At 69.9% G+C, this 17,326-nt stretch carries 15 protein-coding genes; 7 read left to right on the top strand and 8 right to left on the bottom strand.

The genetic code is table 11. The features are described 5' to 3' along the window. Window positions 1-123: 123 nt before the first annotated feature. Genes PIJ50_RS01100 through PIJ50_RS01085 form a run of 4 tightly spaced genes read left to right on the top strand, consistent with a single transcriptional unit; the run spans window position 124 to window position 6,759 of the window. Window positions 124-1,128: an AAA family ATPase gene (locus tag PIJ50_RS01100; protein ID WP_271971935.1), complete on the top strand. Its 1,005-nt coding sequence runs from the start codon at window positions 124-126 to the stop codon at window positions 1,126-1,128. Continuing rightward, the gene (locus PIJ50_RS01095) at window positions 1,125-1,982 is read left to right on the top strand and encodes a DUF58 domain-containing protein (RefSeq protein WP_271971933.1); all 858 of its coding nucleotides are present in this window, start codon (window positions 1,125-1,127) and stop codon (window positions 1,980-1,982) included. Before PIJ50_RS01100 ends, PIJ50_RS01095 begins: the two co-directional genes overlap by 4 nt. After that, window positions 1,982-4,699, top strand: a complete 2,718-nt coding sequence (locus tag PIJ50_RS01090) for a DUF4159 domain-containing protein (RefSeq protein ID WP_271971932.1) — start codon at window positions 1,982-1,984, stop codon at window positions 4,697-4,699. The genes PIJ50_RS01095 and PIJ50_RS01090 overlap by 1 nt, the downstream gene beginning before the upstream one ends. A gap of 23 nt (window positions 4,700-4,722) precedes the next feature. After that, window positions 4,723-6,759 (top strand): DUF7408 domain-containing protein, encoded by a 2,037-nt coding sequence (locus PIJ50_RS01085; RefSeq protein ID WP_442900699.1) that lies wholly within the window; start codon window positions 4,723-4,725, stop codon window positions 6,757-6,759. On the opposite strand, the gene PIJ50_RS01080 is transcribed toward PIJ50_RS01085, so the two are convergent. Continuing rightward, on the bottom strand, window positions 6,740-7,432 hold the full coding sequence (locus tag PIJ50_RS01080; protein WP_271971929.1) for a DUF599 domain-containing protein: 693 nt from the start codon (window positions 7,430-7,432) through the stop codon (window positions 6,740-6,742). The two genes, PIJ50_RS01085 and PIJ50_RS01080, sit on opposite strands and share 20 nt — an antisense overlap. A gap of 160 nt (window positions 7,433-7,592) precedes the next feature. Here PIJ50_RS01080 and PIJ50_RS01075 point away from each other — a divergent pair, with 160 nt between their 5' ends. After that, a complete protein-coding gene (locus PIJ50_RS01075; protein ID WP_271971927.1) occupies window positions 7,593-8,039 on the top strand; it encodes an Hsp20 family protein in 447 nt (148 codons plus the stop codon). A 48-nt stretch (window positions 8,040-8,087) separates the two neighbouring features. Here the strand turns inward: PIJ50_RS01075 and PIJ50_RS01070 are convergent, their stop codons facing one another. The 4 genes from PIJ50_RS01070 to ubiA all read right to left on the bottom strand — a co-directional run bounded on the left by PIJ50_RS01070 (window position 8,088) and on the right by ubiA (window position 12,851). Beyond that, window positions 8,088-9,365, bottom strand: coding sequence for a hemolysin family protein (locus tag PIJ50_RS01070; RefSeq protein ID WP_271971925.1), 1,278 nt, complete (start codon window positions 9,363-9,365; stop codon window positions 8,088-8,090). Between the two features lie 106 nt (window positions 9,366-9,471). Continuing rightward, window positions 9,472-9,795 (bottom strand): hypothetical protein, encoded by a 324-nt coding sequence (locus PIJ50_RS01065; RefSeq protein ID WP_271971923.1) that lies wholly within the window; start codon window positions 9,793-9,795, stop codon window positions 9,472-9,474. Between the two features lie 17 nt (window positions 9,796-9,812). Then, window positions 9,813-11,864 (bottom strand): OmpA family protein, encoded by a 2,052-nt coding sequence (locus tag PIJ50_RS01060; protein ID WP_271971922.1) that lies wholly within the window; start codon window positions 11,862-11,864, stop codon window positions 9,813-9,815. A gap of 57 nt (window positions 11,865-11,921) precedes the next feature. Then, window positions 11,922-12,851 (bottom strand): 4-hydroxybenzoate octaprenyltransferase, encoded by a 930-nt coding sequence (ubiA, locus tag PIJ50_RS01055; protein ID WP_271971920.1) that lies wholly within the window; start codon window positions 12,849-12,851, stop codon window positions 11,922-11,924. Window positions 12,852-12,919: 68 nt separating this feature from the next. Between ubiA and PIJ50_RS01050 the strand changes: the two genes are divergently transcribed. Further along, window positions 12,920-13,642 carry a 16S rRNA (uracil(1498)-N(3))-methyltransferase gene (locus PIJ50_RS01050; protein ID WP_442900694.1) on the top strand — a complete coding sequence of 241 codons (723 nt, stop codon included), beginning with the start codon at window positions 12,920-12,922 and terminating at the stop codon, window positions 13,640-13,642. 55 nt (window positions 13,643-13,697) lie between these two features. Further along, on the top strand, window positions 13,698-15,020 hold the full coding sequence (locus tag PIJ50_RS01045; RefSeq protein ID WP_271971916.1) for a glutamate--cysteine ligase: 1,323 nt from the start codon (window positions 13,698-13,700) through the stop codon (window positions 15,018-15,020). Here PIJ50_RS01045 and PIJ50_RS01040 read toward each other — a convergent pair. The 3 genes from PIJ50_RS01040 to pyrC are packed head-to-tail and all read right to left on the bottom strand — an operon-like array spanning window position 15,013 to window position 17,325. After that, entirely contained in the window at window positions 15,013-15,459 is a 447-nt protein-coding gene (locus PIJ50_RS01040) for a GNAT family N-acetyltransferase (protein ID WP_271971914.1), read from the bottom strand. The two genes, PIJ50_RS01045 and PIJ50_RS01040, sit on opposite strands and share 8 nt — an antisense overlap. Continuing rightward, entirely contained in the window at window positions 15,459-16,067 is a 609-nt protein-coding gene (gene plsY / locus PIJ50_RS01035; protein WP_271972920.1) for a glycerol-3-phosphate 1-O-acyltransferase PlsY, read from the bottom strand. The genes PIJ50_RS01040 and plsY overlap by 1 nt, the downstream gene beginning before the upstream one ends. Next, a complete protein-coding gene (gene pyrC / locus PIJ50_RS01030; RefSeq protein WP_271971912.1) occupies window positions 16,054-17,325 on the bottom strand; it encodes a dihydroorotase in 1,272 nt (423 codons plus the stop codon). The genes plsY and pyrC overlap by 14 nt, the downstream gene beginning before the upstream one ends. Window position 17,326: the final 1 nt, after the last annotated feature.

Genomic DNA, 17,326 nt, shown 5'->3' with positions numbered 1-17,326 from the left:
AGGGCCCCGGCTCCGGATCAGGCCTCTCACGGCTTTTTGTGCGGCGTCGGTGTTTGGCATTTGAGCCTGCGGGCTAAAGTCGATTGAATGGGCGCGACTGTAAACGCCCGACGGAGGATTGTCATGGCCGACCCCGAGACCCTGATCGCGGACATCGAAACCCTCGGGGAAAAGCTGGCCGCGGCGAAGGCCAGCATCAACCGCCGCTTCCTCGGGCAGGACGACGTGGTGGATCTGGTGCTGGGGTCGATGCTGTGCGGCGGGCACGCGCTGCTGGTGGGCCTGCCGGGTCTGGGCAAGACGCGGCTGGTGGACACGCTCGCCACCGTCATGGGCCTTCAGGGCAGCCGCATCCAGTTCACGCCCGACCTGATGCCCGCCGACATCCTGGGGTCCGAGGTGCTGGACGCCATGCCCGACGGCCGCCGCGCCTTCCGTTTCGTCGAAGGCCCGATCTTCTGCCAGTTGCTTCTGGCGGACGAGATCAACCGCGCCTCCCCCCGCACGCAATCGGCCCTTCTTCAGGCCATGCAGGAGCAGGAGGTGACCATCGCCGGCCAACACCGCCCGCTGGGCCGCCCGTTCCACGTCCTTGCGACCCAGAACCCGATCGAGCAGGAGGGCACCTATCCCCTGCCCGAAGCGCAGCTGGACCGGTTCCTTGTGCAGGTCGACGTGGCCTATCCCGACCGGGCGACGGAACGCGACATCCTTCTGGCCACCACCGGGGCCGTGGACGATCAGGTGCACGCCGTTTTCACGGCGGACGAGCTGATCGCCGCGCAGGCCGTCCTGCGGCGTATGCCCGTGGGCGACACGGTGGTGGAGGCGATCCTGGATCTGGTGCGCGCCTGCCGCCCCCAGGAACCCGAAGGCAAGGCCTTGTCCGACACTCTGGCTTGGGGTCCGGGGCCGCGGGCGGCGCAGGCCCTGATGCTGATGGTGCGGGCGCGGGCGCTGCTGGACGCGCGGCTGGCGCCGTCGGTCGCCGACGTAGCGGCCATGGCGCAGCCCGTCCTGATCCACCGCATGGCGCTGTCCTTCGCCGCCCGCGCCCGGGGCGAGACGCTGTCCGGCGTCATCGCCCGCACCGTCGGGGGCCTGACCACGCTGGGCCGCGCCGCGTGAACGTCCTTCGCCCCCGGGCCGAGGCGCTTGGCCAGTCGCTGCCGCCCCTTCTGGCGGCGGCGGAACAGTTGGCCCACACCGTCATGCTGGGCGAACACGGCCGCCGCCGCGCGGGCACCGGGGACGAGTTCTGGCAGTATCGCGCCGCCGGTCCGGGCGACGGCAGCCGCATGATCGACTGGCGCCGTTCGGCCCGCATGGACGCGCATTTCGTGCGCGAACGCGAATGGCAGGCGGCGCAAAGCGTCACCCTCTGGGTGGACCGGGGGCAGTCGATGGCCTTTTCCGGCGCGCCGGACCGCGCGCCGAAGGGCGACGTGGCGCAGCTTCTGGCGCTGGCGCTGGCGGTTCTGCTGCTGCGCGGGGGCGAACGGGTCGGCCTGTCCGGCACCCCGCCGCGCCCTGGCCGCGCCCAGATCCTGCGCCTGGCCGAGGCCATGGCGGCCGAGGCGGCGGGGGAACATGCCTCCCCCGACCTTGCGCTGACGCCGATGCACGGGCGGGTCGTCCTGATCTCGGACTTCCTCGGCCCGATGGAGGGGGTGGAGGAGGCGATGGCCCGCGCCAGCGCCCGCAATGCGCGCGGCGTCCTTCTGCAGATCCTGGATCCGGTGGAGGAGGCGTTTCCCTTCGACGGGCGCACCGTGTTCGAATCCATGACCGGCGCCACCCGGTTCGAGACACTGGAGGCCGGGGCCCTGCGTGAGGCGTATCTGGCCCGGCTGGCCGAACGCAAGGCGCGGCTGGCCGGTCTGGCCCGCGCCAGCGGCTGGCACCACCACACCCACCACACGGGGCAACCCCCGCAGGCCGCGCTGTTGTGGCTGTACCAAGCGATGGAGCGTGCCGCCTGATGTGGATCCTTGGCCCGATCGGCTTCACCGCGCCGCTGGTCCTTCTGGGGCTGATCCTGCTGCCGGTGCTGTATGTCCTGTTGCGCGCCGTCCCGCCCGCGCCGATCCGCCGCCGCTTTCCCGGCGTGGCGCTTCTACTGGGGCTGGCGGACAAGGACGCGCAGTCCGACCGCACGCCGTGGTGGCTGATGGCCCTGCGGATGCTGGCGGTGGGCGCAGCGATCCTCGCCTTTGCCGGCCCCATCCTGAACCCGCGCCCGCAGGCCGGGGGCAGCGGCCCCTTGCTGATCGTGATGGACGCCTCGTGGGGCGACGCGCGCGACTGGCCGCGCCGCCTAGCCCGCGTCGAACAGGCGGTGGAGGAGGCGGCCCGCGACAACCGCCCCGTGGCCCTTCTGCGCGCCACCGACGCCCCGCAGGCGCCCGCCTTTACCCCCGCCGAACGCGTGGCCCCCCTTGTGCGGGGGCAGCAGCCGAACCCATGGGCCCCCAACTATGCGGGCTGGGCCGGGGCCTTGCCGGAAGGGGCGTTCGACACGCTCTGGCTGTCGGACGGGATCGACCATCCGGCCCGCGCCGACCTTCTGGAGGCGCTGGAGGCCCATGGCCCCGTCACGGCGGTGGACGTGCCCAACGCCACCATCGCCCTGCGCCCGCCCGTCTTCGACGGCGCGGCCATCACCCTGAAAGCCGCCCGCCTTCCCGTTCTGGAACCGACGGAGGCCGTGGTTCAGGCCATCGGTGCCGACCCTTCGGGGGCGGAGGCCGAACTCGCCCGCGCCACGCTGGCCTTCCCCGCCGGCGCCACGGAGGCGGAGGCCGGACTGGCCCTGCCGGCCGAACTGCGCAACCGCGTCACCGGCTTTCAGGTGGAAGGCGTCCGCTCCGCCGCCTCGGTCCAGCTGGCGGATGACAGCCTGCGCCGGCGCGAGGTGGCGCTGATCGGCGCCGACGCGCAGGCCGAGGGGGCGCAGCTTCTGTCGCCCCTGTTCTATCTGCAGCAGGCGCTGGCGCCTTCGGCCGACCTGATCGACGGCCCGCTGTCCGACATCCTGCCCGCCAATCCCGATGTGATCGTTCTGGCCGACGTGGCCCGGCTCGGCCCCGCCGAAACGGCAGCCTTGACCGACTGGGTGGATCAGGGCGGCCTTCTGCTGCGCTTTGCCGGCCCGCGCCTTGCCGCCAGCCAAGTCGCCCGGACCGAGGATGACCCCCTGCTGCCCACCCGTCTGCGCGAAGGCGGCCGCGCCCTTGGCGGCGCGATGAGCTGGGGGGAACCGCGCAAGCTGGCACCGTTCCCCGAAGGCTCCCCCTTCCACGGGCTGCCGGTGCCGGAGGAGGTCGCGGTCACCGAACAGGTGCTGGCCCAGCCGGGGCCGGATCTGGCCGCCCGCACCGTCGCCTCGCTGGAGGATGGCACCCCGCTGGTGACGCGCAAGCCAATGGGGCAGGGGCAGGTGGTGCTGTTCCACGTCACCGCCAACACCGACTGGTCGAACCTGCCCTTGTCCGGCCTGTTCGTGCAGATGCTGGACCGGTTGGCCATCACCGGCGGCGATCCGGCCGAGGCGGCCGACCTGACCGGGCAGATCTGGACGCCCGAGCGTTTGATGGACGCCTTCGGCGGGCTGGCCGACGCGGGCCAGATGTCCGGCCTCCGGGGCGAGGACATGGCCGCCCCGCTGTCGGCCGCCCTGCGCCCGGGCCTCTATCGCGGGCAGGACCGTCTGGTCGCCCTGAACGTGATCCGCGCGGACACCGCGTTCGAGGCGGCGGTCTGGCCCGACGGCATGGTCGTCGAAGGGCTGGACGCGGCGCCCGAACGCTCGCTTCAGGGGCCGCTTCTGCTGCTTGCACTGGCGGCGCTGATGGTGGACGTGCTGGCGGCGCTGGCCGTGTCGGGGCGCCTGCGCCGGGTGGCGGCGGCGCTGGTCGTGCTGGCCCTTCTGCCGCTGGCCGAGGCGCGCGCGCAGGACCAGGCGGCGGTCGAGGCGACGGAGACGCTGCGCCTCGCCTTCGTGCGAACGGGCGACCCGCGGGTGGACCGCATCTCCGAACAGGGGCTGCGGGGTTTGTCCATGCAGCTGGCCGCGCGCACCTCGGTGGAGCCGGGGGATCCGGCGGGCGTCGATCCCGCCGCGGACGAGCTGGCGTTCTTCCCGTTCCTGTACTGGCCTGTGGTGGCGGATGCGCCGCTGCCCTCGGTCGACACCTTCGCCAAGATCAACGCCTTCCTGCGCACGGGCGGGCTGATCCTGTTCGACACGCGCGACGCGGACGTGTCAGGCACCACGCCCGAAGGGCAGGCGCTGCAGCGCATCGCCTCCGGCCTCGACATCCCGCCGCTGGAGGAGGTGCCGCAGGACCATGTCGTGACCCGCACCTTCTTTCTGATCCAAGACTTCCCCGGCCGCTTCAACGGTCCCGTCTGGGTGGAGGCCGCCCCGCCGGACGCGTCCGCCGAGGAAGGCCAACCCTTCCGCCACCTGAACGACGGCGTGACGCCTGTGATGATCGGCGGGAACGACTGGGCCTCGGCCTGGGCGGTGGATGAGCTGGGCACGCCGACCCTGCCCGTGGGCCGCGGCTTCGGAGGGGAACGTCAGCGCGAGATCGCGATGCGCTTCGGCATCAACCTCGTGATGTATGTGCTGACCGGGAACTACAAGAACGATCAGGTGCACGTGCCGGCGCTGCTGGAAAGGCTGGGGAATTGAACGGTTCCATCCTCTTTGACCCAATGCTGCCGTGGTGGGCGCTTTGGACGGCCTGCGGGCTGGCGGCGCTGTTCGTGGCGCTGGGGGCGTGGCGCGGCCTGCGGGGCTGGTGGCTGCGCGGCCTGTCGCTGGCCGTGGTGCTTCTGGCGCTGGCCGGGCCTTCGGTCCTGCGCGAGGACCGGGCCCCCCTGTCCGACATCGTGATCGCGCTGGTGGATGACAGCGCCAGCCAGCGTCTGGGCGACCGGGCCGACCAGACGGCGGCGGCGCTGGCCCGCCTTCAGGCGCAGGTGGCGGCCCTACCGGACACCGAGTTGCGCGTGATCCGCCTGGCCGACGCCCCCGACAATGGCGGCACGCAGGCCATGACGGCCCTGTCGCAGGCCTTGGCCGAAGAGCCGCGCGACCGGATCGCCGGGGCGATCCTGATCTCGGACGGGCAGGTGCACGACATGGGGGTGGCGCCCGCGCTGCCCGCGCCGCTGCACCTGCTGCAAACGGGCCGCGCCGCTGACTGGGACCGTCGCCTGATCGTCCGCAACGCCCCCGCCTTCGCCATCGTGGGGGAGGACGCGCGCCTAACCCTGCGGGTGGAGGATCAGGGCCGCACGCCTGAGGGCCTTGGCGCCACGGCACGCCTGACCCTGGCGCTGGGGGCGGAAGCGCCCCTGACCGTGGATGTGCCGGTGGGGCAGGACATGGAGCTTCCGGTCCGCCTGCCGCATGGCGGGATGAACGTCCTCCAGATCTCCACCGCCGGGGTGGAGGGGGAGGTCACGGACCGCAACAACGCCCAGATCGTTCAGATCAACGGCGTGCGCGACCGGCTGCGCGTGCTTCTGGTGTCGGGCGAACCCCATGCGGGGGAACGCGTGTGGCGGAACCTTCTGAAATCCGATCCGTCCGTCGATCTGGTGCATTTCACCATCCTGCGCCCGCCGCAGAAGCAGGACGCGACGCCGGTGGACGAGTTGTCGCTGATCGCCTTCCCCACGCGGGAGCTGTTCATGGAGAAGATCAACGATTTCGACCTGATCATCTTCGACCGCTATCGCCTGCAGGGCATCCTTCCCAGCCTGTATCTGGAGAACGTCCGCGACTATGTCCGCAAGGGCGGCACGGTGCTGGTGGCGGCGGGGCCAGAATTCGCCGGCGTCGAAAGCCTGGCCCGCTCGCCGCTGGGAGAGATCATGCCCGTGAAGCCCACGGGCCGCGTGCTGGATCAGGGCTTCCGCCCCGGCCTGACGGATCTGGGCCAGCGTCACCCTGTGACCGAGGGGCTGGAGAATCCGCAGGACTGGGGCCGCTGGTTCCGCGAGATCGACATGACGCAGACGGGAGGCGAGGCGCTGATGAAGGGCATCGACGGGCGCCCCCTTCTGGTGCTGGACCGCGTGGGGGAAGGGCGGATCGCCATCCTCGGGTCCGATCAGCTGTGGCTGTGGGGGCGGGGATACGAAGGGGGCGGGCCGCAACTGGAACTGACCCGGCGGCTGGCCCACTGGATGCTGAAGGAGCCGGAGCTGGAGGAGGAGGCGCTCACCGCGACCGCCGCAGGCCAGACCGTCACGATCCAGCGCCGCACGCTGGGGGCCGCGCCGCCGCCGGTGTCCGTCACGGGCCCGGGGGGCGACACGGTCGACCTGACCCTGGAGGAACAGGCCCCCGGCCGCTTTGCCGTCACCTGGCCCGCGCCGGAACTGGGCCTTTATCGCATGCAGCAGGGCGATCTGGCCGAGGTGTTCGCCGTCGGTCCCGCCGCCCCGCGCGAGTTCGAGGAGACGATCGCCACCCCCCGCCTGCTGGAGCCGGTGATGGACCCGGTGGGCGGCGGCGCCGTGCGGCTGGAGGATCATCCCGACTTCACCCTGCGAGAGGTCGGCGAGGGCCGGGTGGCCGCCGGGCGCGGCTGGCTGGGGATCACGCCCCGCGGCGCCTTTGTCGCGCAGGACGTGACGGTGGCGCCGCTGCTGCCTGGCTGGCTCTGGCTGGTTCTGGCGGCCGCCTTCGCGCTGGGCGCGTGGTTGCGGGAAGGGCGGTCTACTCGACGCGCTGCATGACAATGGCGCGGGATTCGGACGCGAATTCGCGCCGGATCAGCGCCCCCGCCGTCAGTAGCGTCGTCAGCATCAGCGTCCACGGCCCCAGCAGCCAGCCCAGCGCCGCCAGCGCGAAATAGACCGAGCGCAGGCCGCGGTTGTAGCTGCGGGCGGCGGTCACGTTCAATTCCGCCGCCTGGCCCGCGCGGTGATAGGCGACCGGATCCTCGCTGTTGGGCATGGAGCCCATCAGCACGGCGCAATAGCCGAACAGGCGGTGCGACCAGATGAACTTCAGGAACGCGTTGGCCAGAAACAAGAGGACGAAGATCACCTTCACCTCCACCACCACGGCCTGCGCCTGAAGGTTCAGATCGTTGGCCACCAGGATCAGCTGTTCGGGATTGCCCACCAGCGCGAGCCCGGCCCCCAAGGCCAGCATCGTGCCCGAGATGAAGAACTGCGTCGCCTGCCGCAGGCTGGTGATGACGGTGCCATCCAGGATCTTCTGCTGGCGCGTCACGAAGTGACGCATCCATTCGCGCCGGTAATCCGCCATCAGCAGGCTGACGGAAGGGCGGTTCTTCGGCGGATGCTCCACCGCCCAGCCGATGGCCAGGAACAGGACGACCGTCAGCGCGACGGCGATGGCGTCCGGCCAGTCGAGGATGTTGAGTCGTGGCAGCAGTTCCATGTCTTCTGCCTAGCACGTTCCACACCGTCGAAAAGGGGTCTTGACGGGCCCTTGGGCGCTTCCCACATCACGGGTGCGCCGGTGCCACAACGGGTCGGCGCAACGACCCCGGTCCCGCCTGACGAAGGGGGGCCACTAACATCGCTCTTGGAGGATGAACATGCGTGGTTATGACTTCGCACCGCTTTACCGTGCCACGGTCGGCTTCGACCGCATCGCCGACCTGATGGACCGCGTGCTCAGCACCGACGTGCCGCAGCCCGGCTATCCGCCCTACAACATCGAAAAGACGGATGAGAGCGCGTACCGCATCTCGGTCGCCGTCGCGGGCTTCACGCCCGAGGAACTGGCCGTCGAGGTGAAGGACAACGCGCTGCACGTGTCCGCCCGCAAGGATGCCGAAGATGGCGACCGCCGCTTCCTGCATCGCGGCATCGCGACCCGCGCGTTCGAGCGTCGCTTCGCGCTGGCCGACCATGTCCGCGTGACGGGCGCCACGCACGAGCATGGGATGCTGCACATCGATCTGGTCCGCGAAACGCCGGAGGCGCTGAAGCCCCGCCGGATCGAGATCGCCGGCAGCAAGCCCGCCGCGATCGAAGCCTGATCCAGACATCCCGATCAAGAAAGGGCGCGCCAGTGGCGCGCCCTTTTTTCATTCCGTTTCGAGTTTTTCCACCAGGATCTTGTCGATGCGGCGGTCGTCCAGATCGATCACCTCGAACCGCCAGCCGTCGCGGGTGAAGCTGTCACCCTGATCCGGCATCCGGCGCAGCTGGTTCAGGACCAGACCCGCCACCGTCTCGTAATCGCCGGCAAGCTCGGTGGGGATGCGCAGCATCTCGCAGAACTCATCCACCGGCATCCAGCCCGACACCAGCCAAGACCCGTCCTCGCGCTGGCGGATCGCGGGTTCGTCGGCCAGATGCTCCTGGAAGGCGCCCGTGATCGCTTCAAGGATGTCGCCGGTGGTGATGATCCCTTCGAAGCTGCCGTATTCGTCATAGACCAGCGCCATGTGGTTGGGGGAGGCGCGCAGGATCTCGATCACGTTCAGCGCGTCGGCGGCGTCCGACACCACCGGCACCTCGCGCATCAGGGTGCCGACGTCCAACGGCTCCCCCCGGGTCACGGCGGCGAAGGCGTCGGTCACGTACAGCACACCCACATATTCGTCCGTTTCGCGACGGCGCACCGGCAGGCGGGCGCGGCGCGATTCGCGGATCGTGTCCAGCACCTCCTCGGCCGAGGCGCCGAGGTCGATGGACACCACGTCGCGCCGCTGCGTCATCAGCTGGCTGGCCTGCCGGTCGGCCAAGCGCATCACGCCGGTCAGCATGTGCCGCTCGCCCGTCTCGATCACGCCCTCGACATGCGCTTCGGCCAAGATGGTGCGCACCTCTTCATCGGTGACGCGGTTCTTCTCCTCGTTCTGGACGCGAAGAAGCTTCAGCACCAGGCGCCCCGAGATGTCCAGAACCCAGACGATGGGCGCGCCGATCTTGGACAGAAGCAGCATGGCGGGGGCCACGCTGACGGCCACGGCCTCGGGGTTCTTCAGCGCGATCTGCTTGGGAACCAGTTCCCCGACGATCAGCGACAGGTAGGTGATGGCCACCACCACAAGGCCCACGCCCAGCGTGTCGGCAGCGGGCACGTTGTTGGCCGCCAGAAAGGACGCGAAGCGTCCGCCCAGCGTGGCGCCGGAAAACGCGCCCGACAGGACGCCCACGAGGGTGATGCCGATCTGGACGGTGGACAGGAACCGCCCGGGATCGGCGGCCAGCCGAAGGGCAGTTTCCGCGCCGGTGCTCCCTCCTTCCGACAGGTTCCGCAGCCTTGCGGGGCGTGCGGACACCACGGCCAGTTCGGACATGGCCAAGGCGCCGTTGATGACAATCAGGACGGCGACGATCAGAATTTCGAGATACACTGTGTTCCCTGCAGGTGGCGCTCATCAGGGCCACCGGCCCCGAAGAACCGTCGCAGCGCAACGGTCCGCCGAAACTAAGGCCGAAGCCGTTCCACGTCGAGGAAAATCAGCGCTGCAGTCGCTCGATCTCGGCCTGCATCGCCTCCACCTCGGCCCGCGACTCGCCCAGCGCCTCCATGACGGCGCGCAGTTCGGCGTCCGTCTGGGCCAGCTGCCCTGTCAGTTCACGCTCCCGCTCCTCGCCATAGACGATGGCGGCGTTCCGGATCTCCTCGGCCTCGTGCAGGGCCTGGGCCAGGCGGTCCACCTCGTCCATGTTGCGGTTTTCCAGGGGGGAAAGGCGGGTCATCAGCCAGCGGGCGAACCAGCCCAGGGCAAAGGCCACAAGAAGCACAATGGTCGTGGCGACGATGAGGGTGGTACGGTCCAATGTCGGCCTCGGCTTCGTTACAGGTCTTCGGGGCGGCGCTCGGGCCGTTCGGTCGCCTCTGTTGGCGCGAAAGAGGGTTCGCCGTCAACCTCGGCCTCGCCGCCCTCGTCCCCGCCCTCCTCTCCATCACCCGATCCGTCGACCATGTCGGCCGGAACGCTGTCGATCCAGTCGCCCTGCGGCAGCAGGAAGCCGTCGATCCGGGCGATCGCCAGCATGGCCTTGCGGGCGGGGGTGTCCTGCGCCTTGGGGGCCGCATTGGGGTCGGGGGCGACCTCCGTCAGCTTGAACTCGATCCGACGGTTGGCCTCGCGCCCGTCTTCGCTGCCGTTGGAGGCGATAGGGTTCTCCTCGCCAAAGCCCCGCGCGGTCAAACGGTTGGCATCGATGCGGCGGCCTTGAAGGGCGATCAGCACGGCCTCGGCGCGCGCCTGGCTCAGCGCCTGGTTGCCGGTGTCGCTGCCCTGGCTGTCGGTATAGCCTTGGATTTCGAAGGACAGATTGGCGCAGTCGGTCAGGATTTCGGCCAGGCCGTCCAGCGTGGAGCGGGCCGAACCGTCGATCTCGGCCGAGCCCGGGGCGAAGCTGATCTTCTGCTTCGTCATCACGGCGTTGATGCGGGTCACGCATTCCTGGGGGGAGGGGAGGGCCGCGTAGGGGTCCAGATCCTCGTCATAGGCGGCGTCGACCGTGACGGCCGTTTCCGACCCCAGCTTGCGGGTCAGCGCGTCGGTGATCTGCGCCTGCGCCGACTGCGACCCGGTGACGCCGCTGACACGCAACTCCTCGGGGGTGATGCGAAGTTCTCCGCTGGACAGCTGGGCCAGCGCTTCCAGACCGGCGATGATGCGGGTGGTCCAGCCGGCGGGCATGTCGGGATCGATCACCGGCTCCCCGCTCACATCCGCCGCGCCGAAGCTGGCGCGGGCGAAGGAGGTGACGGCTTCCTGCCCCAACGCGTCGCGCACGCGGCCCGTCAGGGTGGCGGTGCCGTCGGGATGCGACACGGCCACGAATTCCGAGGGGCCTTCGACCTGCGCGGGCAATTCCGGCAGCACGGTCTTCAGCGAAAAACCGTCGGGCAGGGCCGATTGCAGGGTGCCCGCCGCCGCGTTGAACGGGTTCTGCGCCATGCCGGGCTGGCCCGTCAGCGTCACGTCCGCGTCCGAGAGTGTCAGGCGGCCTGCCGGCAGCGCGCCCAGCGCCGTGATCCCGGCGGTCACCGCACGCGTCCATTCGGCCGACGGCGCGCCCAGACCCACGGCGCAGGTGGCGTCGGTGGCTACGCCGATCGCCCGTGCCGCCTCCAGCACCGTGCGGGCCTGATCGTCGTCGGGGGCGGAGCAGGCGTCGAACCGCACGCCCCCCTCGTCCTTCACCAGTTGCAGGGCATAGGGCGTGATGACGGGGCGGGGGGCGGTGATGTCCACCTGCGTCTTCAGGCCCGGCGGCGTGGCCTGCGCCAGCTGCATCTTCAGCCGCTGCTGCTGTTCCATGTTGTCGGCAATGGCCGTGACCGCCACCTCGGCCGCGGAGATGGAGATCTTGGCGCGGGGCAGGATCTTCAGCGCCTCGATCCCGAAGTTCATCGCGGCGTTCCACTGGTCGGGCGCGGGATAGTCGGCCGATTCCAGCATGTCCGTCACGCGGATGCCGGGCACCAGCCCCGCCGTGTCGGCCAGCATCGCCGACGACGCCGCGGGCACAAGGCCGATCAGCGACACGCCGTCGTCGTTGCGCAGGATCTCCATCTCGAAGGGGGGCGCCTCCACGGGGCGGGAAGGGGTGACCGTCATGTCGTCGCGCAGCCGGGAGGGATCGACCACGCTGCCCGCAAGGTTCAGCACGCGAAAGCGCGCGGCCTCGTCCGGGGCGGTGCCGGTCAGGTGCACGTCCAGCCCGTCGGCCTGCGCGGTGGCGAAGGTCAGCCCGTCCTGGGCCAGCCGCTGGGACACCGCGGCCTCGGACCGGTCCTCGATCATGCCGGAGGCCAGCGTCGCCCCGCCCGCCGCCACGGCGGCCGCGCCGAGGAACATGGCAGGGGCTATGATCTTGCGGGACAAGGGCATGACAGGATCCTTCGAAGATGTGGCACCGGGCATACGCGCCGCACCGCTGGCCCGCAATTACACCAAAGCCGCACCGGCAAGAAACAGCGCAGCCACCAGTCCCGCATCACGATTGGATCGAAAAAGCGTGAGGCAGACATCCGGCCGGTCGATGTCCAGCCGCCGCATCTGCCACAGCATGTGCGCGGCAAAGGCGGCGCAGCCCGCCAGCGCCAGCAGAAGCGGCAGGCCCCGCAGGCTGCCCACGGCGGCCACGGCCATAAGACCGGCCGCCAGGATCAGGAAGGCCATCAGCCACAAGGGGGTGGAGGCGCCGAACAGGCGGGCGGTGGACTTCACGCCGATCAGGGCGTCATCCTCCTTGTCCTGATGGGCGTAGATCGTGTCGTAGAACAGCGTCCAGGCGATGCCCGACAGGAACAGCGCCAGCGTGGCCCCCGTGACCGGCGCGCCATGCGCGGCCCAGGCCACCCACACGCCCCAGTTGAAGGCAATGCCCAGAAAGACCTGCGGCCACCACGTGAACCGCTTGGCGAAGGGATACACCGCCACCGGCACCAGCGCCGCGATCCCGAAGGCGATGGCCACCGGGCCCAGCGTGAACAGGATCAGCGCCGACACGGCGATCTGGGCTGCCATCCACCACAGCGCCTGCCGCACCGTCACCTGACCCGAGGGGATGGGGCGGGACCGCGTGCGCGCCACGCTGCCGTCAAAGTCGCGGTCGGTGATGTCGTTCCAGGTGCAGCCCGCGCCCCGCATCAGGAACGCGCCCACCGTGCAGCCGATCACGATCCACAGGTCGAACCACCGTGCCCCGGTGGCCGCTGCGGCCATCGTCACGCCCCACCAGCAGGGGATCAGCAGCAGCCAGGTGCCGATGGGCCGGTCCGCGCGCGACAGGCGCAGGTAGGGGCGCCAGCCCTCTGGCGCGCTGTGGTCGACCCAGTTGCCCTTCACGGCATCGGCGACTTGTCCCTTGGTCATGCGGCACCCCCGTTTTCCGCCGTTCTAGGCTATGGCGCGGGCGGGGCCAACCCGCTACACCCTTGGGCATGAGCGAGATACGACTGTTCGTGGAGGCCCCGCTGGCCGCGGGCGCCGAGGTGGCGCTGACCGAGGCGCAGGCGCATTACCTGTTCGGGGTGATGCGGCAGGGCACGGGCGCGCCCGTCACCCTGTTCAACGGCCGCGACGGCGCGTGGCGGGCCGACGTGACGCGCGCGGCGAAACGAGGCGGCACGCTGGAATGCCGCCAACAGACAGCACCCCTGCGTCTTCCGCCCGACCTGTGGCTTTTGTTCGCGCCGATCAAGAAGGCCCGGACCGACTTCATCGTCGAAAAGGCGGCCGAGATGGGGGCCGCACGGATCATCCCCGTCAACACCCGCTTCACCAACGCCGAACGCATCCGGCAGGACCGCCTTCAGGCCCACGCGGTGGAGGCGGCCGAACAGTGCGGCGGCACCTTCGTGCCGGAGGTGACCGACCTGATCCCGCTGGATCGGCTTCTGGCCGACTGGCCCGCCGACCGCCGCATCCTGTGGTGCGACGAGACGCTGACCGGGGCCCGCGCGGGCCTGCAGGCGGCGGGCGCGGGCCCCTGGGCCATCCTGATCGGCCCCGAGGGCGGCTTTGCCGAGGCCGAGCAGACACGTTTGCGTGCGATGGAACAGGTGGTCCCCGTCAGCCTTGGCCCGCGTATCCTGCGCGCGGACACGGCGGCGGTGGCCGCGCTGACGCTGTGGCAGTCCACCTTGGGCGACTGGACCACTTGACTTACCCCCCTCAACGCGACAGGTCTGCCTTTCCAAACGCTTGATCGAGGCCACGATGTCCATTCCCCAGCAGGGCGGCGGCCCGATCGAAGATTTCTCCCAACTCGCCGCGTATATGGAGGCCGGGTGCAAGCCCGCCGACCAGTGGCGCATCGGGACCGAGCATGAAAAGTTCGGCTTCACCCCCGATCATCGTCCGCTGGATTACAAGGCCATCCACGACCTAATGGAAGGTTTGACCCGCTTTGGCTGGACGCGGGTGGAGGAGGCCGGCAAGCTGATCGGCCTGACGCGGAACGGGGCCAACATCTCGCTGGAACCCGGCGGGCAGTTCGAACTGTCAGGCGCGCCCGTCGCCACGATCCACGACACCAAGGCCGAGATCGACAACCACATGGCCGAGATCGCCGAACTCGGCGGTCCGCGCTTCATGGGGATCGGGGCCGCGCCCGAATGGCGGCACGAGGACATGCCCGTGATGCCGAAAGGTCGGTATCGCCTGATGACCGACTACATGGGCCGTGTCGGGACGCATGGCACGCAGATGATGTACCGCACCTCCACCGTGCAGGTGAACCTCGACTTCGCGTCCGAGGCGGACATGGTGAAGAAGATGCGGGTGGCGCTGGCGCTGCAGCCGGTGGCGACGGCGTTCTTCGCCTCCTCTCCGTTCTTCGACGGCAAGCTGAACGGGCACAAAAGCTGGCGGTCGCGCATTTGGCGGGGGCTGGACGACAGCCGCACCGGCATGCTGACCTTCATGTTCGAGGAGGGCGCGGGGTTCGAGCGTTACGTGGACTGGGTCCTCGATGTGCCGATGTATTTTGTTTATCGCGACGGCCGGTACATCGACGCGCTGGGCCAGTCCTTCCGCGACTTCCTGAAGGGCGAACTGCCCGCGCTGCCCGGCGAGAAGCCCACCCTGTCCGACTGGGCCGACCACATGACCACCGTCTTCCCCGAAGCGCGGGTGAAGAAATACATCGAGATGCGGGGCGCCGATTGCGGGCCGCGGTCGCACATGCCCGCCCTGTCCGCCTTCTGGGTGGGGCTGATGTATGACGGCGGGGCGCTGGACGCGGCCTGGGATCTGGTGAAGCATCTGGACGTGGACACGCGTGAAGGGCTTCGCGTCGCCGCCTCGGTCGATGCGCTTCAGGGCGAGGCAGGGGGCGTCAAGCTGCACGATCTGGCGCGCGAGGCGCTGCGCCTGTCGCGCGGCGGTCTGGCCGCGCGCGGTCAGGGCGAGGAGGCGTATCTGGACGTGCTGGACCACAGCATCGCCACGGGCCGCGTGCCGGCGGATGACCTGATCGCCGCCTACAAGGGCGAATGGGGCGGCGACCTGTCCCGCGTCTATGACGCGATGGCTATCTGATCGCGCGGCGGAAGCGGGTGGGGTCGGCCAACTGGACGAACCCGCAGGCGCGATAGGCCCCCTGCGCGGCCTTGTTGTCCGGGGCCGTGCTGGTGATCACGTAGTCGCAATGCAGGGTCGTGGCCTTCTGGACGCAAGCCTCGATCATGCGGCGGCCAAGGCCCTGTCCGCGCCAGGCGGGCCGGACATACAGGTGGTGGATGTCCAGCCCGCGTTCCCCGAACTGCAACTGCGCCCGCGGGCACAGGGCGGCATAGGCGACCAGCGCGAAATCGTATTCGGCGACCAGCCCCAGAACCCAGGGCGCCTCGCCCAGAAGGTCGCGCTGAAGGCTGTCTTCCGTCACGCGGGCCGTGTCGCCGTGCAGCTCCGCCAGCGCGGTGATCAGGTGTTTCAGGGCGGGCAGGTCATGGGCGGCAACGGGCCGGATATGGGGCATCAGGTCTTCTTGCCGATCTTCGGTTCCGTTCCCGCGATCAGGCGGCGGATATTGGCGTCGTGCCGGATCAGCACCATCAGCGCCATCAGCGCGGCGGCAAGGGCCACGGCCCCGTGCCCCGTCACCACGGCCCAGACGGGTGCCGACACCGCGGCCAGAATCCCCGCCAGCGAGGAGAAGCGGAAGATCGCGGCGACCACGGCCCAGGTGGCGCAGGCCAGAAGGCCGACAGGCCAGGCCAGCGCCAGCAGCGTGCCGAGAAAGGTCGCGACCCCCTTACCGCCCTTGAACCCCAACCAGACGGGGAACAGGTGGCCGAAGAAAGCCATGACCCCCGCGACCAGCGCCGCATCCGGCCCGACCAGCGCGCGCGCGATCAAGACCGCCATCCCGCCCTTGCCCGCGTCCAGGATCAGGGTCGCCAGCGCGGCGGGCTTGTTGCCCGTGCGCAGCACGTTGGTGGCCCCGATGTTGCCCGACCCGATCTTGCGCAGGTCGCCCAGACCCATCGCCCGGGTGATGACGATCCCGAACGGGACGGAGCCGAGGAGATAGGCCAGAACCCCCGTCAGGAGGAGGAGCGGAAGGGCTGTTTCAAAGACCGGCATCATGCACCTGCACCCCGTTCACGAAGGTCGCGAGAACCCGGCCTTCCATCCGTTGCCCGTCAAAGGGCGTGTTCTTCGATTTCGACCGCAGCGCGAAGCGGTCTATGACAAAGGGCGCGTCGGGATCGAACAGCACCAGATCCCCCGGCGCGCCTTCTGACAGGCGGCCCTGCGGCAGGCCCAGCCGTTTCGCCGGGTTCAGCGACAGGGCGCGGAACAGCTGCGGCAGGGTCAGCCCGCCCGAATGATAAAGCCGCATGGCGGCCGGCAGCAGCGTTTCCAGCCCCACCGCGCCCGAGGCCGCGTCCTCGAACGGAAGGCGCTTCGATTCCTCGTCCTGCGGGGTGTGCATGGAACAGATGATGTCGATCGTGCCGGCGGCCACCGCGTCGATCATGGCCAGCCGGTCGTCTTCAGATCGCAGGGGCGGGGTCACTTTGAAGAAGGTGCGGTAGTCGCCCACGTCCATCTCGTTCAGCGTCAGATGGTGGATGGAGATGCCGGCCGTCACGTCCAGCCCGTTGGCCTTGGCGCGTTCCAGCGCGGGCAGGGTGCGGGCGCAGGTAATCTGGTCGGCGTGATAGCGGACGCCCGTCATCTCCACCAAGGCCATGTCGCGGTCGAAGCCCATGCGTTCGGCCATGGGGTGCACGTCGGGAAGGCCGCGCAGGGACGCGAACTTGCCCTTGGTGACGGCGGCCCCCTGCGACAGGCCCGGTTCCTGCGGATGGCCGATCACCAGCGCGTTCAGGCTGCGGGCATAGGTGAAGGCGCGGTTCAGGGCCTTGGTGTTGGTGCAGACGCGGTCGCCATCGGTGAAGGCCACGGCACCCGCGTCCAGCAGGAACCCGATCTCCGTCATCTCGCGCCCCTCGCGCGCCTTGGTCAGGGCGGCCATGTGGCGGATGCGGACGGGCGACGCCTCGCGCGCGCGTCGGGTGACGAATTCCAGCATCTCGGGGCTGTCCAGCGCCGGGTCCGTGTCGGGGCGCGCGATGATCGTCGTCACGCCGCCCGCGGCCGCCGCCAGCCCGGCCGAGCGCACGCTTTCCTTGTGCCGGGCACCGGGTTCGCCCACCTGCACGCCAAGGTCCACGATTCCGGGGGCCAGCACCTTGCCGCCGCAGTCGATGATCCGCGCGCCTTCGGGGGCGTCGCCGTCGATGGCGGCGATCACGCCCCCGTCCAGAAGGACGGAGCCTTCGGTTTCCGTCATCGCCTCGGGATCGATGAGGCGGGCATTCGTCAGATAGATCATG

This window comes from Falsirhodobacter sp. 20TX0035, from assembly GCF_028307215.1.
GTDB lineage: Bacteria > Pseudomonadota > Alphaproteobacteria > Rhodobacterales > Rhodobacteraceae > Falsirhodobacter.
The sequence above is the reverse complement of the archived record's forward strand: the minus strand, read 5'-3'. Positions and strand labels throughout refer to the sequence as shown.